This is a genomic window from Embleya sp. NPDC020886 (assembly GCF_044333915.1).
Classification (GTDB): Bacteria; Actinomycetota; Actinomycetes; order Streptomycetales; family Streptomycetaceae; genus Embleya.
The window spans coordinates 292,441-315,306 of record NZ_JBIRRX010000001.1 but is presented as its reverse complement, the minus strand read 5'-3'; the positions used below and the strand labels follow the sequence as shown (position 1 = coordinate 315,306).

Genomic DNA, 22,866 nt, shown 5'->3' with positions numbered 1-22,866 from the left:
GCGTCCCGGCGCGGAAGCATTGCGGCCTTCCCGTGCCGTGTGTGGCTGAATTCGCACCACTGGCAGGGGTGCAAATCGGCGCACTTTCCGTGAGTTGTAGCAGGTCAGCGCGGCTCTTGGCGAGTAGTGGCGGAGTATTCGGGCATACTTGCCAAACGGTTGGTATCGCAATTTAAACCCGAATCGATGTCCATCCCCGCTTCAGGCGGTTGGCATCAATTTCCGCGTCTTGAACATTGATAAAGTCGCCAAACCGCTTCGCCTACTGCTAGGTTGCGCCGCCAGTATTGGGTGACGTGGGCCTCGGGGGATTCCGCGTCGAATCTCTCGGGTGGGGCTGTGTTTTCACGGAAAACCCGTGCCATGCGCACGGCGATAAGACGTACCTGGCGATGGCCGGTACCCCTGATGGCAATCGTGCTGGTGGGCTCCGGCCTGACCGCGGTGCCGGCGGCGGCGGCAGAAACGGTTGCCCGCCCACAACTGCCCGACCTGCAAAAACTCACCAAGGTCCCGGGCGAGCGCCTGTCGACGGCCAAGGCCCCCGTGCCGCCCGCCGAGTCGCAGGTCAACGCCTGGAAGGGCGCGCCGGCGGTGAACTGGCCCGCCGCGGGCTCCGCCGAGGTCGAACTGCCGCGCCCGGCGGCCAAGTCCGACGCCCGCGCCGCCGCCACCGCGCCGGCCGAGGCCAAGGCCGGCTCGCTGCCGATCAAGCTGAGCACACCCCCGGTCCCGGAGTCGGCGGCCCGCTCGGCGCAGGCCGCCGCGGACACCGCCCCGGTCAAGGTCAAGGTCGACCTGTTCGACCGGCCGACCGCGAACAAGGCCGGTGTCGGCAACGGGCTGTTGCTCGGGGTCCGGCGTACCGACGGCGGCACCGGGGTCGCACCGGTGGGTGTCGAACTGGACTACACCGCGTTCAAGAACGCGTACGGCGGCGGCTGGGGCTCGCGGCTTCAATTCAGCCTGCTCCCCGAATGTGTCCTCACCACCCCGGAGCTGGCGCAGTGTCAGACCCGGACGCCGGTCGCGATGAAGAACGACGCGGACACCGGCAAGCTCACCGCGACGGTGGCACCGGCCGCGACCGGTCAGGGCGTTGCGGCCAAGGGCGCGAGCGCGGGCGGGCAGGGCATGCTGCTCGCCGCGCAGCCGACCGCCGACGGCGCCAACGGCACCTACAAGGCGACCTCGCTGAGCGCGTCCGGTTCGTGGCAGGCGGGCGGGGCCGCGGGTGACTTCTCCTGGTCGTACCCGCTGGAACTGCCCGGCTCGCTCGGCGGCCCGAGCCCCTCGCTCGCGCTGGGCTACTCCTCGGCGAGCATCGACGGCCGTACCTCGGCCTCGCTCCAGCAGACCTCGTGGGTCGGCGACGGCTGGGACCTGGGCTCGAACTTCATCGAGCGCACCTGGGTTCCGTGCAGCCAGGACAAGAAGGAAGGCTCCGGGTTCAACAACCCGACGGACGACACCGGCGACCTGTGCCACGGCGCGCCGATGATGACGATGTCGCTCAACGGCGGGTCCACCCCGCTGGTGCGCGACGACGCGTCCGGCGTCTGGCGGCCCGCGAAGGACGACGGCTCGCGGATCGAGCTGATCACCGGTGCGCAGGACCTCAACGGGGACAAGGAGGGCGTGCACTGGCGGGTGACCAACGCGCAGGGCGTGCAGTTCAACTTCGGCCTCAACAAGGTCCCCGGCTGGCAGCCCGGCAAGCCCGTCACCAACTCGGCGTGGCTGGTGCCGATCTACAACAACCAGCCCGGCGAGCCCTGCTATCAGCCGGACTTCGCGAACTCGGCCTGTGACCGGGCCTGGCGGTGGAACCTCGACTACGTCGTGGACCCACGCGGCAACGCCATGACGTATTGGTACAACAAGGAGGTCAACCACTACGGCGCGAACTTCAAGTTCGCCGGTGGTTCGACCAACCGGGCCTACGACCGCGGTGGTTGGCTCGACCACGTCTCGTACGGCCTGCGCAGCGACAACCTGTTCACCAACGCGCCGTCGCAGGTGGACTTCACGGTGGCCGAGCGCTGCCTGACCTCGCCGACGTTCGACTGCGCCGAGGACAAGCTCAAGCCCGAGGTCGACTGGAACATCGCCAAGATGTGGCCGGACACCCCCGGTGACCAGCTCTGCGCGGCGAACGAGGAGTGCAAGGCGCGGTTCACCCCGACGTTCTTCACCCGCAAACGACTGACCGAGATCAACACCAAGGTCTGGACCGGCACGGCCTACCAGCCGGTGGACACCTGGGCGCTGACCCAGGACTTCCCGCAGAACGGCGACGGCACCGACTACGCGCTGTGGCTCGCGTCGATCCAGCGCACCGGCAAGAACGGCACGCCGATCACGCTGCCGCCGGTGACCTTCCGCGGCAAGCAACTGGCGAACCGGGTGGACCGGGACGGCGACGGCCGTCCGGCGTACCGGCGTTATCGCATCGAGAACATCGACACCGAGACCGGCTCGATCATCTCGGTGCGGTTCAAGGACACCGAGTGCTCCTCGGTGGCGCCGGTCAAGCTGCCGACGGCGGCGGAGTCGAACGGGCTGCGCTGCTACCCGGTGATCCAGGAGATCCCGGACCCGACCGACCCGGACCGCAAGCGCAAGCTCTACGTCACGGACTACTTCCACAAGCACGTGGTGGACCGGGTCCAGGAGCAGGACGCGATGGCGAACTCGCCGACGCGGGTGACGTCCTACGAGTACCTGGGCGCGCCGGCGTGGGCGTACGACGAGGACAACGAGCTCACCGAGCCGAAGACGCGCACGTGGTCGCAGTGGCGCGGCTACGAGCGGGTGCGCACCTTCATCGGGCAGGACCCGGACCGGCGTACCCAGACCGAGACGTTGTTCTTCCGGGGCCTGGACGGCGACCGGGCGTCGCCGACGACCGCGGCTCGGCGGACGGTCAAGGTCAAGGACTCCGAGAACGGCGAGATCGTCGACCACAAGCTCTTCGCGGGTCAGACGCGCGAGGTGCTGGTCTACGACGGCGAGGGCGGCGCGCTTCAGGCGGCGACGACGTACACGCCGTGGTTGTCGAATCCGACGGCGACTCGGGTGCGGCCGAACGAAACGCCGCCGTTGCAGGCGTTCGTGCAGCAGACGACGAAGACGGCCTCGCGGGTGTTGTTGACGGACGGGCGCGGGTGGCGTCGGACGTCGACCGAAAGCACCTTCAACGCACGGGGCTTCATCGAGACGACGTCCTCGCTCGGGAACATCGACGACCCGAACGACGACTCGTGCACGCGCTACTGGTACGCGCCGGACGAGGCGCAGTGGATGGTCGACCGGCAGTCGCGGATCGAGTCGGTCGCGAAGGCGTGTGACGCCACGAACACCCAGCGGCCGGAGGATGTCACCTCCGACGCGAAGATGTTCTACGACACCGTCGGCAACCTGGTGCGCACGGAGTCCCTCGCGGACTACGTGAACGGCCAGCCGACCTATGTCCTGGACGGCACGGCCACGTTCGACGTCTACGGTCGGCCGAAGTCGGTCACCGATGTGCTGGGCGCGGTCAACTCGACCGAGTACTTCCCGGCCGGTGGCCAGCTCGTCACCAAGACCACGGTCACGAACCCGGCGGGGCACACCCAGTCGGTCGAGACCGACCCCGGTCGCGGTGCGACGGTGGCCCAGGAGGACGCCAACAAGCGGCGCAGCGTGATGCGGTACGACTCGCTGGGTCGTCTGGTCAAGGTGTGGTCGCCGGACCGGAACCCGGATCGCAAGTCGCCGGATGCCGAGTTCTCGTACCTGGTCCGGCGTGACGGTCCCGTCGTCATCACCAACAAGAACCTGTTGGACGACGGCAGTTACCGCACCAGCTACGACATCTACGACGGCAGCCTGCGGATCCGGCAGACCCAGATGGAGGCGCTGGGCGGCGGTCGCATGGTGACCGACACCTTCTACAACAGCCTCGGCCAGATCTGGAAGTCCAACGGCGGCTACTACGCGGACGGTGCGCCCGAGGGCGCGATGTTCGCGCCGCTGGACAACATGGTCCCGGCGTCGACGATGACCGAGTACAACTCGACCGGTCAGCCGACGGTGCAGATCTCGCGCAAGTTCGGGATCGAGACCTCGCGGACGACGACCACCTACGGCGGCGATTTCGTCACGGTGGACCCGCCCACGGGCGAGACGCCGACGAAGGCAATCCTGGACGCGGTCGGTCGCAAGACGGAGTTGCAGTTCTTCAAGGGCGCCGATCCCAGCGGTGCGCACGACACCACGCGCTACAGCTACAACCGACGCGGGCAACTGTCGTCGGTGGTGGACGAGGCCGGCAACACGTGGGGCTTCGAGTACGACCTGCGGGGTCGTCAGGTCAAGGTGACGGACCCGGACAAGGGCACGTCGACGATGACCTACGGCGCGGGCGACCGGCTGGCGACGACGACGGACGCGCGGGGTAGAACGCTCGCGCCGGAATACGACGTGTTGGGCCGGATCAAGGCGACCCACGAGGGCTCGATCACCGGTCCGAAGCTGACCGAGTCGGTGTTCGACACGCTGCCGAACGCACTCGGGCTGCCGGTCTCCTCGACGCGGTTCGTGAACGGGAACGCGTACAAGCAGGAGATCACGGGCTACGACACGGAGTACCGGCCCAAGGGCTCGAAGATCACCATCCCGCCGTCCGAGGGCAAGTTGGCGAAGACGTATGTCTTCGGCAGCACGTACACCGAGACGAATGGGCTGCCCGAGTTCAGTACCTTCCCGGCGGTTGCGGGTCTGCCGCTCGAAGATGTCTCGATGTCGTACAACCGGTACGAACTGCCCACGGTGATGGGCATCAACGGCGACACGTTCGTCGACCGGGTGGACTACTCGCCGCTGGGTGACGTGCTGCGTACGCATGCCGGGCCGGCGCCGAAGCAGGTGTGGTCGACGTACGAGTACGACGAGCAGACGCGGCGTCCCACCCGGACGGTGAACGACCGGGAGACCTCGCCGTCGCGGATCAACGACGCGCGGACCGAGTACGACGCGGTCGGCAACATCACCAAGATCACGGACGCCTTCGGGCCGAACCCGACGCCGTCCACGACGGACACCCAGTGCTTCGCGTACGACTACATGCGTCGGATGACGGATGCCTGGTCGGCGACCGACAATTGCCAGGCGAAGCCCGGTCAGGTCGGGCCCGGCGGGGGTCGGCCGAGCGTGGGTGGGCCGGACGCGTACTGGTCCTCCTACAGCTTCGACGCCGCGGGCAACCGCAAGACGGAGACGAAGCACGACCCGGCGGGCGTTGCGGGCCAGGACGTCAACCGGGCCTACACGTACGGGACTCCGGGTACGGCCGGTGCCAACTACCTGAAGAAGGTGGACACCACCGGGCCGGGTGGAAGTCGGACCGAGTCGTACACGTACGACTCGGCGGGCAACACGGCGACCAGGGTCATCCAGGGCAACACGCAGAACCTGGATTGGGATGCCGAGGGCCGCGTCTCGAAGGTGACCGAGGGCGCGAAGACGACGGAGTTCCTCTATGACGCCGGCGGTTCGCGGCTCATCAAGCGGGATCCGTCCGGAACGACCCTGTACCTGCCGGGGACCGAGGTTCAACTCAACCCCGCAGGCGACATCGTCAAGGGCACGCGATACTACGCGCACCCGGCGGGGCCGACGCTGGTCAAGACGGTCGAGAACGGCCAGACCACCAGCTCGTATCTGATGGCCGATCAGAACGGCACCGCCAACATCGCGGTGGACGCGAACACCCAGGCGGTCACCCAGCGCAAGTTCACCCCGTTCGGCGACGTTCGTGGGGTCAAACCATCGATCTGGCCCGGCAATCAGGGCTTCGTCGGCGGAACGAACGACGAGTCCACGGGCCTGGTGCATCTGGGCGCACGTGAATACGACCCGGCGGTGGGCCGGTTCCTGTCCGTCGACCCGGTGGTCGACTACAGCGAGCCCAAGCAGATGAACGCGTACGTGTACGCGGCCAACTCCCCGGTGACGTTCAGTGACCCGTCCGGCCTGGCGATCAGCATGCCGGTGATGCCGATCAAGGACTTCTCGGACGCCGAGCTGGCCTGGGCGCACTGGGCCAGGGGTCGCAGCCTGATCGACGTCGCCATGGAAGCCGCGATGTCGGCACTCAAGGACGCGTCGGGCTACAACGACATCCGCGACTGCGTCGGCGGCGACGGCTGGGCGTGCGCGGGCATTGCGGCCGACGCGGCGTTCTCCTTCTTCGGCGGCGGCGGCGCGGCCAAGCGAATAGCCAAGGGCCTCAAGCGGGCCTACGACGCGATGAAGAAGTGGGGCGCGATCGTCCAGCGCGCCCTCGACATCATCGCCCGCGCCGAGCGCTACCAGCAGGCCATGGCGAAGTACGCCGAGGACCTGGCGGCCTGGCAACGAGAACAGGAAGCAGCGGCAGCGGCAGCCAGAAAGCTGGAGGAGGAGGCAGCCGCAGCCAAGAAGGCCCAGGAAGAGGCAGCGGCGGCAGCGGCAAAGAAGGCCGACGAGGCGGCTGCATCGGCGGCCCAACAGGGCAAGGAATCCACAACCAAGGCCAAGAGCGCCGACGGCGACGGCAAGGCATCCAAGCCGACCGAGGCCAAGAAGGCGGCGGAGAAGCCTGCGAAGAAGCAGGCGACCAAGCCCAGTGACGGGGGCTCCTGCCCGACGAACAGCTTTGTTCCGGGCACGGAAGTCTTGATGGCCGATGGTTCAGCAAAGCCGATAGAGGAAATCCGGCTCGGTGATGCGGTCTCTGCAGCGGACCCCGAGTCAGGCCGTAGTGGCCAGGAGACAGTCGTTGCGCTGATCAAGGGCGAAGGCGTCAAGAATCTCGTTGAGATTACCGTCGACACTGACGGAGGCGCAGGACTGGCAACCGAAAAGATTACTGCGACCGACGGCCACCCGTTCTGGCTCCCGGAACTGCGTGAGTGGACGCGTGCGGATCTGGTCGAGCCTGGTGCCTGGCTCCAGACCTCCGCTGGGACTTGGGTTCAGGCCGTCTCCATCAGGGCGTGGACCCAAACACAGAGTGTTCGAAACCTGACGGTATCGAACCTGCATACGTACTATGTCCTGGCGGGGCAAACCCCTGTCCTTGCACATAACAGCACAGGCACCGGTCCTTGTCCCACCGCTCGTTTTGAAGTCAATTCAAACGGTGTGGCAACTGATCGCAACGCAGATATGTCACGAAGCGGGAAGGTATTTACCCCGAAGGGTAAAAGAGAGGTGATCGCGAAGAATAGGGCAGACAATGGGGGGAGGACGGTCTGTGACGACTGCCAGGTGGAGACGATCCCGGCGACCAGCTCGCGTTCGGGCGGTCCTGTGAATCGTCTCGAAACCCGCGTCGACCATATCTGGCCGCAGAGCTTGGGTGGGCCGGGAAGTCTGTGGAATGGTCGCGTTACCTGTTTTTCGTGCAACGAAAAGTGGTCCAATACGCCAAAGGGGCCACTGAAGTAGCCGGGCAGTTCCTGTGACGGGGGTTGTCCCGGTGGACGGCAGAGCAGCGAGCTTGTCTCGGCGCGACAAGCGGCATGGGGCGAGTAGCAGGCTGCTGCCCGCACGGCGGGGTTGAAGTGGTGGTGCGGATGGCGACTACCTGGTGTGACGCCATCCGCACCACCTGCGGCGCGACTTCGAGTGCATACTGGTGCGGTGATGGTGTCTGGTGATGAGACGAATGACCGGGTTCGAGTTGAATTCCAGTTCAAGCAGGAGGACGGATGGCCTCCGGTAGCCAGCGAGGTACTTTGGGCTGTTCCGATCGACGTCGATCTGGTGCGTATTGATAACGTGCCTTGGTTCGTTCGCGACCTCTCGCTGAATGACACGGTGAGGACGCGTGCCGGCGCTCGCGGGGCCCTGCAGTTTGTGGAAAAGGTTTCTTGGTCCGGGAACTGCACGGTGCGGATTATCCTCTACGAGTCGGGTGAATTTCCCGGAGGTCCGAACGGGATCATTGGCGCCTTTGCGCGCCTGGGCGTTCAAGCGGAAGGGATTGAGAAATTCGGAATGATTTCTTTGAATGTACCGCCTTCGGCGGATATCCTTGGCATCAAGGGGCTCCTTGCTCGTGGCTCGGAAGCCGATTGGTGGGACTACGAAGAATCTTGTATCGGTAATGCGTGGGCGAATTCAAATCCGCACTAGAAGCGTGCAGGTGTGGATCCATTGGCTCCATCGAGGTGCCTTCCGGTGAGCTGCGGCAGGCAAATCAAGGATTATGTGGTCCATGTGGGAAGCCTCTTTAGATCATGTCTGACTGGGGTCGTGGGCGCATAAAGACGCCGGCCGCTGCCTGGGTCGAGCTGCTGCGCATGGTCAACGGTTGAGCGAGGTTGCGAAGGATGAGGAAAGGAAGGATGGCTCCGGCTTTTGCCGGGGCCTTCTTCGTTTTGCGTTCGCGCAGTGGACCTGGTCGGCGAGGCGCGGATTGTGAACAATTGGATACACTCCGTTAACATTGATCGTTTCGTTGGGTAACACGGGGCCGGGAGGCTTTGGGGCAACGAGTCGGTGCTACGACGGTCTGGAGGGGCTTCGCGTGTTGCTGAGCCCGCATGAGCAGGAGCGGTTGATGGTTTCCTATGCGGCTGATCTTGCGCAGCGGCGGAGAGCCAGGGGGCTGCGGCTCAACTACCCCGAGGCGACTGCGGTGTTGGCGTCGTTTCTGCTGGAGGGGGCCCGGGATGGGCGGTCGGTGGCGGACCTTCAGGAGGCCGGGCGGCATGTGCTCGGGCGGGACGATGTGATGGAGGGTGTCCCGGAGATGGTGGGTGAGGTGCAGGTCGAGGCCACCTTTCCGGATGGGACGAAGTTGGTCACCGTGCATCGGCCGATTCCGTGAAGGCGCATCACCGGTCACTGGTGGCGGTGGTGCCCGGGGAGATTTTGTTGGGTGCGGAGGAGATTCCGCTCAATCCCGGACGTGTGGTGTTGACGCTGGCCGTGGTGAACACCGGGGACCGGCCCGTGCAGGTGGGGTCGCATTTGCATTTTCCGGCGGCCAACGACGCGTTGGAGTTCGATCGGGCGGCGGCCTGGGGGCATCGGCTGCACGTGCCGGCGGGGACGGCGGTGCGGTTCGAGCCGGGGGTGGCCCGCGAGGTGGAGTTGGTTCCGCTCGCCGGTGCGCGGGTGGTGCCGGGGCTGCGGGCCGGTCGCGGAGGTGCGTTGCACGCTGTGGGGGGCGGGGTACCGAGCCGCCACACGTCGACGGGCGGATCCGACGCCGCGCCCGGTGGGGCTTCGGGGCCGGCCTCGGACGGCCGGGCCGCCGACGGGGAGGTCACGCGGTGACCACCATCGATCGGCATCGGTACGCGTTGTTGTACGGGCCGACCACCGGGGATCGCATCAGGCTTGCCGACACGGCACTGCTGGTGGAGGTGACCGAGGATCTCACCCGGCCGCTCGGGGCCGCCGGGGACGAGGCGATCTTCGGGGGCGGCAAGGTGATTCGGGAGTCGATGGGGCAGTCGACGCGGACGCGCGCCGAGGGGACTCCCGACACGGTGATCACCGGGGCGGTGATCCTGGATCACTGGGGCGTCGTCAAGGCGGACATCGGCATCCGGGACGGGCGGATCAGCGCCATCGGCAAGGCCGGCAACCCGGACACCATGGACGGCGTGCATCCGGACCTGGTGATCGGCCCGTCGACCGAGATCATCGCGGGCAACGGACGCATCCTGACCGCCGGCGCCGTGGACTGCCACGTGCACCTGATCTCCCCGACCCAGTTCCCCGAGGCGCTGTCCGCCGGCGTGACCACGATGGTGGCCGGCGGTACCGGGCCGGCCGAGGGCAGCAAGGCGACCACCGTGACGCCCGGTGCGTGGCATCTGGCCCGGATGTTGGAGGCGTTGGACGAGGTACCGATCAACTTCGTGCTCCTGGGCAAGGGCAACACCGTGTCCGAGGAGGCCATGTGGGAGCAGATCCGGGCCGGCGCCGGCGGGCTCAAGCTGCATGAGGACTGGGGCTCGACCCCGGCCGTGATCGACGCCGCGCTGCGCGTGGCGGACGCGGCCGGCATCCAGGTCGCGTTGCACAGCGACACGCTCAACGAGACCGGCTTCGTCGAGGGCACGTTGGCCGCGATCGGCGGGCGCACCATCCACGCCTACCACACCGAAGGGGCGGGCGGCGGACACGCGCCGGACATCATCACCGTGGCCGGCCTGCCCAACATCCTGCCCTCGTCCACCAATCCGACCCGGCCGCACACCGTCAACACGGTCGAGGAACATCTCGACATGCTGATGGTCTGCCACCACCTGAATCCGGCCGTCGCCGAGGACCTCGCCTTCGCCGAATCGCGGATCCGGCCCTCGACCATCGCCGCCGAGGACGTGCTGCACGACCTCGGCGCCATCTCGATGATCGGCTCGGACAGCCAGGCGATGGGCCGGGTCGGCGAAACGGTGCTGCGTACCTGGCAGACCGCGCACGTGAACAAGGTGCGGCGCGGTTCGTTGCCCGGCGACGGGGCCGCGGACAACCTGCGGGCCCGACGATATGTGGCCAAGTACACGATCTGCCCGGCGGTCGCGCACGGACTCGACGAGGAGGTGGGCTCGGTCGCCGTCGGCAAACTGGCCGATCTGGTGTTGTGGGAACCGAAGTTCTTCGGGGTCCGGCCACACCTGGTGATCAAGGGCGGCGCCATCGCGTGGGCCGCGATGGGCGATGCGAACGCGTCCATCCCGACGCCGCAACCGGTGCTGCCCAGGCCGATGTTCGGCGCCGCGGCACGGACCGCCGCGGCCACGTCGGTGCACTTCGTGGCCCCGGCGGCGCTGGCGGACGGGCTCGCCGGGCGACTGAACATCGATCGCCGACTCGTGCCGACCGGCGATGTGCGCGGAAGGGGCAAGTCGGCCATGCCACTCAATGACGCCATGCCGCACATCGAGGTGGATCCCGAGACGTTCTCGGTGCGCGTCGACGGCGAGAAGGTGGTCGCCGCGCCGGCCGGAACCTTGCCGATGGCCCAACGTTATTTCCTGTTCTGATTGCGCCCGATCGCGTATTGACGGAGGGTCAGTGCAAGCTGACTCACCGTCAGGATGTAGAACTGTGACTGCGGTGACCGGCCAGGACCGACATCGACACGTTGCGACCAGTAAGAGGTGGTACTCATGGGTGCTGGACTTCTCCTCCTCGGGGACTCCCGGCTGCCGGCAGGCGGCTACGCGCACTCGGGCGGCCTGGAGAACGCCGTCCTGCGGGGCGAGGTGCACGACCTCGACACGCTCACCGAATTCCTGCTCGGCAAGCTCTATGGCACGGGTGCGGTCCAGGCGGCCTTCGCCGCCGTCGCCGCGCTGACCGCCGGTCCGTACACGATCCCCGAACTCGCCCCGTGGGCCGAGCTCGACGCCGAACTCGACGCGCGGACCGCCTCCGGGCCCGCCCGGGCCGCCTCCCGCGTGCAGGGCAGGTCGCTGCGCCGGGTGGTGAAGGCGGCCTGGCCCACCGAACCCTGGGCCGCGCTGGGCGTGTCCCCGCACCACGCGATCGTGCTCGGCGCCGCGGCCACCCGGGCCCGGCTCGACGAGCGCGAGGCGGCCGTACTCGCCGCCACCAACGCGGTCAACGCACCCGCCTCGGCCGCGGTCAAGTTGCTCTCCCTGGACCCGATCTCGGTCACCGTGGTGCTCGCCGAGATGGCCGGGCACTGCGACCAGGTCGCCGAGGAGGCCGCCGACGCGGCGCGCACCGTGTTCGCCGACGGCGACTGGGAGCGGTTGCCCGGTTGGTCCTCGGTCGGCCTCGACGTCTGCGCCGAACTGCACGCCCACGAGGAGGTCGTCCACTTTGCATCTTGATCACACCCCCGGCAACGGCGGTACGCACCCGCACACTTCGCCGGCGGCCGCCGTGCCCGGTTCGCGACCGTTGCGGATCGGCATCGGCGGGCCGGTGGGATCCGGCAAGACGGCGCTGGTCGCCGCGCTCTGCCGGGTCCTGGCCGACCGCTTCTCGCTCGCGGTGGTCACCAACGACATCTACACCACCGAGGACGCCGACTTCCTGCGCGCCGCAGGGGTGTTGGCGGCCGACCGGATCGCCGCCGTGCAGACCGGCTGTTGTCCGCACACCGCCGTGCGCGACGACATCAGCGGCAACCTGGACGCGGTCGAGGACCTGACGGCGATACACCCGGACCTGGACCTGGTGATCATCGAATCCGGCGGGGACAACCTCACCATGACCTTCAGTCGCGGCCTGGCCGACGTACAACTCTTCGTCATCGACGTCTCCGGCGGCGACAAGGTCCCACGCAAGGGCGGTCCCGGGGTGACCCGTTCCGACCTGCTGGTGATCAACAAGACCGACATCGCCCCGCAGATCGGCGCGGACCTGGCCGTGATGGACCGCGACGCGGCCCGGATGCGGCCGGGCACACCGGTGGCGTTCCTGTCGCTGCGCGAGAGCCCGGGCGCGGACGTGGTCGGCGCGTGGGTGCTCGGCCAGATCGCCGCGTGGCAGGCCGGTACGGCGGTCCCGGTCGCGCTCCCGGCCCCCGCACCGGCCGCGACCCCGCCGCCGCCGGCCGTCGGATCGGCCCGCGGGTGAAGGCAACCGCCGTGGTCCGTGCGGAACTTCGGCGCGGCCGCACGGTGCCGACCGAGCTGCGCGGACAGGTGCCGCTGCTGCCGCGCGTGGTGTCCGTGCCGGGCGACATCGTCGAAGTGGTCTTCGTGGGCGGTGCGGCGGGCCCGATCGGCGGCGACGACCTGGCCGTGCGCGTCGAGGTGGGGCCCGGCGCGCGCCTGCGGGTGCGGACCGCCGCCGCGGCGGTGATCCTGATCGGCGACGGCACCCCGGCCCGGCAGCGGGTGGACCTGGTGATCGGCGCCGGCGGCCTGCTGGAGTGGCTGCCGGAGCCGGTCGTGGTGGCCGCGCGAGCCGCCTTCCATACTCGCGTGCGGGCCGAACTAGACTCGGACGCACGGCTTTTCGCCCAGGAGACGCTGGTCCTGGGCCGCGCCGACGAACCGTGCGGCGATGCGCTGTCCCGGTGGGACGTGGTCGTGGCCGGCCGCCCGGTGCTGCGTCAGCAGAGCGAGTACGGGCCCGCCGCGCACCCGGGCTGGCGTGGTCCGGCCGGCACCGCGGGCGGGACGGTGGTGGCCACCCGGCTGACCCTGCCCGCCCCGCCCGACCGGCCGCCGAGCGCCCCCGGGCGCGCGGTGTGCGACCTGGCCGGCGGCGGCCGACTGGTGACCGTGACGGCCCGCGACACGATCGGCGCACGGCGAGTCCTGGCGGCGCCGCCGCTCGCGGCGGATCAGGTGTCCAGAGCGATGAGTTCGGAGCCGGCCGTGCCCAGCAACAGCACCCCGCCGGCGCCCGCCGGAGCGGCGGTGAGATAGGTCGGCAGCGGGTGCGTCCAGCGCCGTCGGCCCGATACCGCGTCGAAGGCGTGCAGTTCGTCGGTGCCGCCCGCGTAGGCGACGCCGTTCAGCACGGCCACCGGGCTGGGCACACCGGCACCGGTCCGCTGCCGCCACCGTTGCACGCCGCTGAGCGCGTCCAGCGCGTACAGCGTGCCGACGTCGGTGGTGTAGACGGCGTCCTGCGTCACCACCGGTACGGTCAGGTCCGGGGTGCCGCGAAAGCGCCAGACGATCTCGCCGGTGGCGACCTTCAGCGCGACCAGCGTGAGGCCGGTCACCACGTACACCCGATCACGGATCACCCGCGGCGGCCGAGTGATCGGGCCTTCCAGCGTGATCGACCAGATCGGCTCGGTTCGCTCGGGCGCGATCGCGCTCACCGTGCCGTCGGCGTAGGTCAGGTAGACCCGGTCGTCGCCGGTGCCGAGCACACCCGGCATCACCCCGCCGTGTTCGCCCGGCCGGGTCCACTGCCAGCGGTGTGCACCCTGCGCCATGTCGACGCCGAGCACCCGGTTGTCCCGGGTGCCGACGACCAGGGAGGAGCCCAGCATCACCGGCGCGCCGAGGATCTGATCGCCGGCGTACTGCTGCCAGGTGCGTTCGCCGCTGGCCGGGTCGAGCGCGGCGAGTTGCCCGGCCACGCAGGCCAGGAACACGGCGGTCCCGGAGACCACCGGCTCGGCCCACACCATCGATTCGGTGCGCGCGGTCCACAACGCCACACCGGTCTCGGTGCCCAGTGCCATGACCACGTTCTCCGTGGTCGTGCAGTACGCGACGTTGTCGAAGACCTGGAGCGTGGTCACCCGACCCTCCACCGCCCGTCGCCACCGCGTCCGGGGCTGCGTCCGGTCGCCGTCGGCGAACCGGGCGAAGGCGACGCCGGCCGAGGTCACCGTCGCCGCGGTGAGCGCGAACCCGCCCGCGATCAGCAGCCGGCGGCGGGTCAGCCCGCGCCCGGTCGGCGGATCCTCGGCGCGGGCCGCCTGGGGCACGTCGGCGGTCTCCTCGACGGGGGCGGCCGGCGGCACCAGCGACATCGGCCTGGGGGTCAACACCCGATCGACGTCCACCGCGGTCGGGCGCTGCCCGGGATCGGGGTCCAGGCAACGCCGGAGCAGCGGGCTCAGCTCGGCGGAGGCGGTACCGCCGCCGGCGAGGGTGATCAGCGTGCCGAACGCGTACACGTCCTCCGAGGGGTCGCCGCCGTCGTCCGCGTCGGTCCGGCCGGCGAAACCGGTCACCCGCGGCCCGTACGGGGTGATCAGCACCTGGTCCGGACCCAGTCGGCCGTGTACGAGCCCGATCGCGTGCACCCGGGCCAGGGCGTCGGCGATCCCCGCCGCGACCTCGCGCAGCGGCCCCTCGGCAAGCGGGCCGTCGTGGTCGAGCACCTCACCGAGCGTCCGCACTGCGGGCATCGCCCACGCCCCTCCGGGACCTGTCGACGTGCTTGCTGGAGAGCAGAGTAGGACCTGGGCGGCGGCACGGGTAGAGCCCGGAAATACGATCCGGAAACGGTTCTTCGGCGCGCCGCGGAAGGGGCGCGTGAGGCCGCCGCTTCCGGATCCGGGCACGGACGCTTCCGGATCCGGACAAAGAAAAGGAGGCGCCCGGCCAAAGGCGCCTCCTTCGCGAACCGCACAGCGTTTCGCGAGCAGGACGATCATAACCCGGCGCCGGCCGAGGCCCGGCCGGCGCCGGCCGCGTGCGTCGGCCACTCAGTATCGGGCCGCGGCGAGCGCGTCGTCCCACACCCGATGCCAGTGCGCGACCGCCGACTCGCCCATGCCCGCGACCATGTTCGGCAGACCCGCGTCGAAGCCGCGTTGGCAGGACTCGGCGCCGGGGAAGTCCTCGGTCACCAGCACCCGCTTGTTGGTCTCGTGGTTCGCCCGGGCCATGGTGATGCTGCTCTCGCTCAGCGGCTCCCAGGTGCCCTCGGTCATGTGCACGACCGAGCGGTTCGGCCGGTCGCCCGGATAGATCCGCAACATCGTGGTGCTCAACGGGCTCTCGATCAGCACAGTGGACGGCAGCACGGTCTGCACGTTGACCATCGGCAGCCGTGCGGGCCAGGACTCCTCCGGCACGTCGGCGAGTTGCTCGAATCCCACGATCGGGACGGCGAACCGGGTGTGCGGGCCCCACGTGTCGACGATGCCGTGGTTGAGCACGATGCCGTTGATCGTCGCGGTGTGCAGGAACGGCACGTGATACGCCTCGACGTTGATGTCGACCGAGAGCTTCCAGTTGCAGGCCAGGTCGAAGCGTTCGCTGACCACCGCGCGGGTGCGGTCGTAGGGGAAACCCGCGTAGGCGTCCTCCAGTTCGTCCAGTGCGCCGGCGACCTCGACGTCCGGGCGCAGACCGACCACGACCAGGCCCGCGGACAACGCGACCGGCAGCGGACGCAGGCCGAACTTCGCCGGGTCGATGCCCGGGAACTGCGGACGCGAGGGCAGCCCGGTCAGCTCGCCGTCGTTGCCGAAGGTCCAGCCGTGATAACCGCAGCGAAAGCGTTGCGCGCTGCCGCAGCCGGTGCCGGTCAGGCCCTCGGTCTCCAGGACGTCCCGGCTCACCCGCATGCCCCGGTGGGTGCAGGCGTCCAGGAACGCGTGCAGCTCACCGTCCCGGTCCCGGGTCACCAGAACCGGTACGCCGTCCACGTCGCGCGCGATGAAGTCGCCCGGCTCGGCCACCTCGCCGGCCCACCCGATCACCTGCGGGGTGCGGCGGAACAGCACCTCGCGCTCACGGTCGTGCCGGCCGGGGTCGGTGAAGCACGAGCCGTTCAGGACGGCGGGCGCCGCGCCCAGGTCGAGCGTGCGGTTGGTGATGTGCTCGATGATGCGTCGCCCGGTGGCGACCACGTCCTGGTGCTTCAAAGGAGTGACTCCGATGTCTGGGAGATGTCCGGGATGGGGAGATTCAGTACTCCGACCACGTCTCTGTTACACCGTTACATTGTTGGCCGGGGTCGATACCCCGTCAATGACCCCCGGGGCGATGTGGTCTCATCAGTGGGCAATCGCACGTGGAGGTCAGCACCATGCCCGGCCGGGTCGAGAACGTTGGTTATGACATCGCGGGCATGACCCTGTCGGGTCTGCTCGCCCGCCCGAAACCCGGCGTACGGCCGCGCGGACTGCTGTTCGCGCTGCACGGCGGCGGCTCGCGCGCGGCCTACTGGCACCGCCCCGGCGCGGCCGAGGACTCGCTGCTCGTGCCGGCCGCGGCGCTCGGCTGGACGGTCCTGGCGATCGACCGACCCGGCTACGGCGCGTCCGTGGGCCTGGCCCGGGAGCGGCAGGGGCTGGACGCGCAGGTGGACGTGTTGTTCGCCCTGCTCGACGAACTCGGCGCGACCGGGGTCGGCGCCGAGCCGGACGGGTCGGGCCCGGCGCCGGTGTTCCTCGCCGCGCACTCGATGGGCGCGCTCGTGGCGCTGCGGATGGCGGCCGACAAGCGCGGCCGGGACCTGCTCGGGGTCGCCGTCGGCGGCGCGCCGCTGCGCTACACCCCCGAGCGGCTGGCCGAGTTCGCCGCCGTCCCCACCGAGGGCGCGTTCGTGCCGTCGATGGGCGGTGGCACGCCGGACACCTTCTTCGGGCCGCCCGGGTCCTACGATCCGGCGCTGCTCACCCGGGCCGGGCGGGTGGCGGCAGCGGTGCCGATGGCCGAGTTCCTCGACGTGCGGGAGAGCCCGTACACGCTGCCCGGCGTGCTGGCGCGGGTGTCGGCGCCGGTGCACTGGACCGTGGCCGAGTTCGAGCGATCCCAGGTAGCCGGCCCCGAAGTGCCCGCCGAGGCACGTGAGTTGCTCGTAGGCGCGCGGTGGGTGGAGACGCACACCCAACGCGGCGTCGGGCACAACATCAGCCTGCACCACGCGGCGCGCGCCTACCACCTGCGCGTGCTGGCCTTCGCCGAGGAATGCCTGCTCGCCCGAGCCGCCGGCGCCGACACCGCTCCGGAGGCGATCGGCCCGTCCGACGGCTGACCGCCGGCGGTCGCGGGCCGCAGCGGTCCCGGCCCGCCCGGCGGTCGGCCGTGCGGTCCTCGATCACACCGAGTCGGCCACCCGGCGTCGCTCGCACGACGCCGGTCGCGCGAAGTCGACTCCGGGGGATCGATCGCAGGAGGTCGGGCGCACGATGTCCGGCAGGGTGAACCACACCACCTTGCCCGGCGGCAGGCGGTCGGCGCCCCACGCGTGCGCCAGGCCGTCGATCATCCGCAGGCCCCGACCCGACTCCTCGTCCCACGTGCCGATCCGGGCGACCGGCAGGCGCGGTGACGAGTCGCGCACCTCCACCCGCAACAGGTCGCCGTCGTGCAGCAGGGTCAGGGCGTGCCAGGCCCCGGGCCCGACGTGGACGAGGACGTTGGTCAGCAATTCGGTCAGCAGCACCTCCGCGACGTCGACCAACTCGGCCAGGCCCCAGTCGTGCAGGACCTTGCCGGTGGCCCGGCGGACTCGCCCGACCCCCACGGTCGAGGCGGCGAGCTGAACGCAATAGTGACGGACGTCCTCCGCCATCACCGGCATGTCGACCTCCGGACGTGCGGGCAGGGGGTCGCGCGATCCGAGGCAGGCACTCAGAGCGACCCGTGAACAACAGTAAGTCATGGCCGACATGGAGCGTGCCCGGCTGTGAACGAGTGTGCAACTCCCAATCTTGGATCGACGGGAAGTTTCCGGTAGTCACCACACTTCCACCCGCAGTAGGGCACACTGTCCCCCGATCGGACGCGCCGACGTTCCGGTTCGGTGCGTGAACAGCGTGTAAGTGGAGGTGCGGCGTGGCCATGGCGCCCAATCCGACCGTCCGGCAGCGCAGGCTCGGGACCGAGCTGCGCCGGTTGCGCGAAGCGCGCGGCCTGAGTCTCGAAGATGTCGCCGTACGCCTGGAGTGCTCGGATTCCAAGGTCAGTCGGATCGAATTGGGCCGCAGCGGTGTGCGACCGGTGGACCTGCGGATTCTGCTGGATCTGTACCGGGTCGAGGACGAGCAGGAGCGCGATTCGCTGCTCACCCTGGCCCGGGAGGCCAAGAAGCGCGGCTGGTGGCACAGCTACTCGTCGATCCTGCCCAGCTCCTACGCCGAACTGCTCAGCCTGGAGGCCGAGTCCTCGGGCATGCGCGGATTCGAACTCTCGCTCATTCCGGGCCTGTTGCAGACCCCGGACTACGTCCGGGCGGTGATCGCCGCGGTCCGCGAGGACATGTCCGCCGAGCAGGTGGACATGCTGGTCCGGGTCCGCCAGGAGCGGCAGGCGGTGCTCGATCGGGTCGGCCCGCACGGCGAGGCCACGTTCCGGCTCACCGTGGTGATCTCGGAGTCCGTGCTGCGCACCGTGGTGGGCGGCCGGGAGACGATGCGAGCCCAGTTGGAGCACCTGATGGCCGCCGCGGTCCGGCCGCACGTGCGGCTGCAGATCCTCCCGTTCTCGGCGGGCGCACACCCCGCGATCGAGGGTTCATTCGCGATCATCGGATTCCCCGCGCTTTCCGATCTGGATGTGGTCGTACTCGACACGCATACGAGTAGCCTCTATCTGGAGGAGCCCGAACACGTCAGTGTCTATGAGCGTTTGTTTGAGGACATCCGCGCTTCGGCACTGTCGTACGGTGAATCCTTGTCCATGATCGAGCTCGCAGCAAAGGAATTGTCTTGAGCAACACAAACCCGGGTTCACATTTCCGGTTCGATTCCCCGAGTATCACCGAAGATTCCCACGACGACCTCAAAGCCGCAGGTCACAGCGCTTTCGCCGGTCACGCTTGGCGGCGGAGCACATACAGCGGCGCCACCAGCAATTGCGTCGAGACGGCCCCCGTCGCGAGTGCCGTCCTGGTGCGCGACTCGAAAGTTGCCGCAGGTCCGGTGCTCCATCTGGAAGCCGGCGCGTGGCAGACGTTTATCGGTGGGATCGACTCCTGAGTCGAGTCCGTTCCGATACCGAACGGTTGATTGTTCGCGCTCCTCACTCCCACGAGTGGGAATTAATCCCACGAAAGAGTGAATTCTCCCGATGATCGTCCCGGGTTCCCGTGCCCCGGGGCGCTCCCAAAGCGCAACTCTCCGTCGCCGACCCCCTACTTCACTCCGTGCGCTGCTGCGGTTCGCTCCGGCAGCGCATCGGGGTGGAAGAGTGGTGGGGTGCAGATTTCGGTGCTTGGCCCGCTCCAGGTGTGGGACGACGATGGTCGATCCGTGACGATCGGCGGCGCGCGACTGCGTGCGCTGCTGATCCGACTCGCCCTGGACCCCGGCAGGCCGGTCTCCGCGGACCGGTTGATCGCGGCCGTATGGGGCGACGAGCCGCCTGCGGGGGCGGGCAACGCGTTGCAGTCGTTGATCTCCCGGCTGCGCCGGCAGTTGCCCGTCGAACTCGACTCGGGGCCGGCCGGCTACCTGCTCCGCGTCCGGCCCGAGGACGTGGACGCGCACCTGTTCGGCACGCTCGCGGTCCGCGGTCGCCGCCAGCTCGGCGAGCGCGACCCGGCGGGCGCCGCCGAGACCCTGGGCCGCGCGCTCGCGTTGTGGCGGGGGCCGGCGCTGGCCGACGCCGCCGACGCCTCGTTCGCGATCGGATCCGCCGCCCGGCTGGCCGAGCAGCGGCTCGGCGCGATCGAGGACCGGGCCCAGGCGCAGCTCGCGCTCGGCCGCAGCCGGGGCCTGGCCGCCGAGCTGGAACAGCTCACCCGGGAGCATCCGCTGCGCGAGCGGCTGTACGGACTGCTGATCCGCACGCTGCACGAAGAGGGCCGCCGAGCCGATGCGCTGACGCTGTATCAGGGCCTGCGCGAGCGGCTCGCGGACGAATTGGGCATCGACCCCTCGCCGGACCTGGAGGCGGCCTACCTGGCGGTGTTGCGCGGCGGCGACTCGCGCCCGGCGACCCCGGCCGAGCCGTCCGTCGACCGGGCCTCGGGCGGGGCCCGACCGACGCCGGGCAATCTGCCCGCGCGGCTGACCACCTTCGTCGGGCGCGAGGACGAGGTGGTCCGGGTCGATCGGCTGCTCGGCGAGTCGCGCCTGGTCACCGTGGTGGGCCCGGGCGGCGCGGGCAAGACCCGGCTGAGCACCGAGGCCGGTGCCCGGATAGCGGCCGCCGGCGAGGGGGTGGACGGCGGCGTCTGGTTCGTCGAACTCGCTCCCGTGCTGGACCCGTTGGACCTTCCGCAGGCGGTTCTGACGGCGCTCGGGCGGCGTGAGGTGGGCCTGCTCGACACGTACGTGCCCGGGTCCGGCCGCGACATCGTCGAGCGGATCGTCGAAGTGCTCGCCGGCCGACCCAGCGTGCTGATCCTGGACAACTGCGAGCACCTGATCGCCGCCGCGGCGGCCTTCGCCGGCCGGCTGCTCGCCCGCACGCCGACCCTGCGCATCCTGGCCACGAGCCGCGAACCGCTGGGCATCGACGGCGAGATGTTGTGCCCGCTGGGCCCGCTCGCGCTGCCGCCGGTGGGCATCGACGCGGCCCAGGGCATGGGCTACGCGTCGGTGCGGCTGTTCGCCGATCGGGCCCGCGCGGTCCGCCCGGGCCTGGCGATCGACGCCGACATCATCGGCGCGGTCGCCGAGATCTGCCGGCGCCTGGACGGACAACCACTCGCCATCGAACTCGCCGCGGCCCGCACCCGCTCGCTCACCCCCACCCAGATCGCCGTCCGGCTCGACGATCGATTCCGACTGCTGACCGGCGGGAGCCGGACCGCGCTGCCTCGGCACCAGACGCTGCGCGCGGTCGTGGAATGGAGCTGGGACCTGCTGGAGAAGCGCGAACGCGTCGCCCTGCGCCGACTGTCGGTGTTCGCCGGCGGCACCACCCTCGAAGCCGCCGAGGCGGTGCTGCCCGGCACCGATTTCGCCGCGGCCGACGTGCTGGATCTGCTCGCCGGGCTGGTGGACAAGTCGCTGGTGGAGGTGATCGGCACCACCGAGACCCGCTACCGGCTGCTGGAGACCATCCAGGCGTACGCGGGTGAGCGACTGGTGGACGCGGGCGAGGCGGAGGAGACCGGGACCCGTCACGCCCGGTGGTTCACCCGCTTCGCCGAGGAGGCCGACGCGCGGCTGCGCGGGCCCGAGCAGATCGAGACGATCAACCGGCTCGCCGCCGAACACGACAACCTGGCGGTGGTGCTGCGCTACGCGGTCGACCACGCGGACGCGGACCTGGCGATCCGGCTGGTCGAGGCGCTGTCCTGGTTCTGGGCGATGCGCGGCAACCACGGCGAGGCGCACGCGTGGGGCCGCGAGGCGCTCGCCGTGCCCGGACCCGCGCCGCGGGACAAGCTCGCCGGCGCGCTCGCCTTCCACGCGCTGCACGCCTTCTCGTCCGGCGAACGATGGGACGCGATCCGCGCCTACGCCCGGGCTCGGCTGATCATTCGGCGACTGGGCGCGGACGCGCCGGCGCCGCTGCCGGTGTTCATCGAGATGCTCGCCGCGGTGGTGCGCGGGGACAACCCGGCACTGCACGAGGCGCTGATCGCGGCGGACGAGATCGCCGACGGGTGGATCCAGGCGATGGCCCGGCTGATGCGTGGGCATTTCGCGGTCAACCTCGGCCACCCGGAGGAGGCGGTCGACTTCCTCACCGACGCCCGCGACCGGTTCGCCTCCATGGGCGACCGCTGGGGGCGCGCGTCCGCGATCTCGGGCCTGGCCGAACTGCTGATGTACACGGCCGACTTCGAGGGTGCGTTGGTCGCGGTGGACGAGGCGCTGGTGCTGCTGCACGAGCTCCGGGCCGAGGACGAGATCCCCCAACTCATGCTCCGTCGGGGCATGATCCACGCGCGGGCCGGCAACGTCGACCTCGCGCGCGAGGTGATGGTCGATCTCGCCGAGCGCGGCGATACCCGGGCGACCCCGATGGCGCACCTGTTCGCCGAGCTCGGGCTGGGTGAACTGGCCCGCTACCTGGGTGATTTCGAGGAGGCCGAGCGGCGCTACGAGGGCGCCTTGGCGATCCTGCCGAACGCCCGCCTGCTGCCACCGCAACTGACCGGCAGCCTGCACATCGGTCGGGCGCACGTGGCCTGCGGACGCGGCGACCTGGTGACGGCACGCGCTCATTTCGAGGCCGCCGTCCCCTATGCGTTGGACGGCAAGGACATGCCGGTGCTCGGCATGTGCATCGAGGGCTTCGCCGCGCTGGCCCTGGAGACCGGCGATCTCGAACGCGCGGCACTGCTGCTCGGCGCGGCGCAGGTGGTCCGCGGCCATCCCGACCTGAGCGATATCGACGCGGACCGGGTGGCGGCCCGGCTGGAGGAGGGGATGGGAGCCGAGGAGCTCGCCCGCGCGAAGGCGGTCGGCGCGGCGCTGGAGATGTCCGAGGCGATCGAGCTGATCCAGCCGCAAGCGCCGGTGGCCCCGACCCCCTGAGGGTGTCGGGGCACTTTGGCGGCCGGGCGGCG

The 22,866-nt window shown here is 69.7% G+C and carries 14 protein-coding genes and 1 pseudogene; 12 read left to right on the top strand and 3 right to left on the bottom strand.

The genetic code is table 11. From position 1 onward, the window contains the following. Nucleotides 1–408 precede the first annotated feature (408 nt). The 8 genes and pseudogenes from ACH4U8_RS01345 to ACH4U8_RS01310 all read left to right on the top strand — a co-directional run bounded on the left by ACH4U8_RS01345 (nucleotide 409) and on the right by ACH4U8_RS01310 (nucleotide 13,400). On the top strand, nucleotides 409–7,476 hold the full coding sequence (locus ACH4U8_RS01345) for an RHS repeat-associated core domain-containing protein (protein WP_395775504.1): 7,068 nt from the start codon (nucleotides 409–411) through the stop codon (nucleotides 7,474–7,476). A gap of 198 nt (nucleotides 7,477–7,674) precedes the next feature. Next, nucleotides 7,675–8,166, top strand: a complete 492-nt coding sequence (locus tag ACH4U8_RS01340; RefSeq protein ID WP_395775983.1) for a DUF4265 domain-containing protein — start codon at nucleotides 7,675–7,677, stop codon at nucleotides 8,164–8,166. Nucleotides 8,167–8,560: 394 nt separating this feature from the next. Next, nucleotides 8,561–8,863 carry an urease subunit gamma gene (locus ACH4U8_RS01335; RefSeq protein WP_395775503.1) on the top strand — a complete coding sequence of 101 codons (303 nt, stop codon included), beginning with the start codon at nucleotides 8,561–8,563 and terminating at the stop codon, nucleotides 8,861–8,863. 26 nt (nucleotides 8,864–8,889) lie between these two features. Then, a pseudogene (locus ACH4U8_RS01330) lies at nucleotides 8,890–9,198 on the top strand (urease subunit beta); the annotation flags it as partial. Nucleotides 9,199–9,311: 113 nt separating this feature from the next. Continuing rightward, on the top strand, nucleotides 9,312–11,033 hold the full coding sequence (locus ACH4U8_RS01325; RefSeq protein ID WP_395775502.1) for an urease subunit alpha: 1,722 nt from the start codon (nucleotides 9,312–9,314) through the stop codon (nucleotides 11,031–11,033). 126 nt (nucleotides 11,034–11,159) lie between these two features. Next, nucleotides 11,160–11,849 (top strand): urease accessory UreF family protein, encoded by a 690-nt coding sequence (locus ACH4U8_RS01320; protein ID WP_360317762.1) that lies wholly within the window; start codon nucleotides 11,160–11,162, stop codon nucleotides 11,847–11,849. Continuing rightward, the gene (gene ureG, locus ACH4U8_RS01315) at nucleotides 11,839–12,600 is read left to right on the top strand and encodes an urease accessory protein UreG (protein ID WP_395775501.1); all 762 of its coding nucleotides are present in this window, start codon (nucleotides 11,839–11,841) and stop codon (nucleotides 12,598–12,600) included. The genes ACH4U8_RS01320 and ureG overlap by 11 nt, the downstream gene beginning before the upstream one ends. Further along, nucleotides 12,597–13,400, top strand: a complete 804-nt coding sequence (locus ACH4U8_RS01310) for an urease accessory protein UreD (protein WP_395775500.1) — start codon at nucleotides 12,597–12,599, stop codon at nucleotides 13,398–13,400. The genes ureG and ACH4U8_RS01310 overlap by 4 nt, the downstream gene beginning before the upstream one ends. Here the strand turns inward: ACH4U8_RS01310 and ACH4U8_RS01305 are convergent. Together ACH4U8_RS01305 and ACH4U8_RS01300 are read right to left on the bottom strand one after the other, a co-directional pair. Further along, nucleotides 13,316–14,848 carry a PQQ-binding-like beta-propeller repeat protein gene (locus ACH4U8_RS01305; RefSeq protein ID WP_395775499.1) on the bottom strand — a complete coding sequence of 511 codons (1,533 nt, stop codon included), beginning with the start codon at nucleotides 14,846–14,848 and terminating at the stop codon, nucleotides 13,316–13,318. The two genes, ACH4U8_RS01310 and ACH4U8_RS01305, sit on opposite strands and share 85 nt — an antisense overlap. A gap of 300 nt (nucleotides 14,849–15,148) precedes the next feature. After that, nucleotides 15,149–16,315, bottom strand: coding sequence for a Rieske 2Fe-2S domain-containing protein (locus ACH4U8_RS01300; RefSeq protein WP_395775498.1), 1,167 nt, complete (start codon nucleotides 16,313–16,315; stop codon nucleotides 15,149–15,151). Between the two features lie 206 nt (nucleotides 16,316–16,521). Between ACH4U8_RS01300 and ACH4U8_RS01295 the strand changes: the two genes are divergently transcribed. Continuing rightward, nucleotides 16,522–17,430: an alpha/beta hydrolase gene (locus ACH4U8_RS01295; RefSeq protein WP_395775497.1), complete on the top strand. Its 909-nt coding sequence runs from the start codon at nucleotides 16,522–16,524 to the stop codon at nucleotides 17,428–17,430. Nucleotides 17,431–17,493: 63 nt separating this feature from the next. Here the strand turns inward: ACH4U8_RS01295 and ACH4U8_RS01290 are convergent, their stop codons facing one another. After that, nucleotides 17,494–17,979 carry an ATP-binding protein gene (locus ACH4U8_RS01290; protein ID WP_360317778.1) on the bottom strand — a complete coding sequence of 162 codons (486 nt, stop codon included), beginning with the start codon at nucleotides 17,977–17,979 and terminating at the stop codon, nucleotides 17,494–17,496. Between the two features lie 260 nt (nucleotides 17,980–18,239). Here ACH4U8_RS01290 and ACH4U8_RS01285 point away from each other — a divergent pair, with 260 nt between their 5' ends. The 3 genes from ACH4U8_RS01285 (at nucleotide 18,240) to ACH4U8_RS01275 (ending at nucleotide 22,834) form a co-directional block, all read left to right on the top strand. Continuing rightward, a complete protein-coding gene (locus ACH4U8_RS01285) occupies nucleotides 18,240–19,109 on the top strand; it encodes a helix-turn-helix transcriptional regulator (protein ID WP_360317780.1) in 870 nt (289 codons plus the stop codon). Beyond that, nucleotides 19,106–19,375: a DUF397 domain-containing protein gene (locus ACH4U8_RS01280; protein ID WP_360317782.1), complete on the top strand. Its 270-nt coding sequence runs from the start codon at nucleotides 19,106–19,108 to the stop codon at nucleotides 19,373–19,375. Before ACH4U8_RS01285 ends, ACH4U8_RS01280 begins: the two co-directional genes overlap by 4 nt. Before the next feature lie 273 nt (nucleotides 19,376–19,648). Further along, nucleotides 19,649–22,834, top strand: a complete 3,186-nt coding sequence (locus ACH4U8_RS01275) for a BTAD domain-containing putative transcriptional regulator (protein ID WP_395775496.1) — start codon at nucleotides 19,649–19,651, stop codon at nucleotides 22,832–22,834. Nucleotides 22,835–22,866 lie beyond the last annotated feature (32 nt).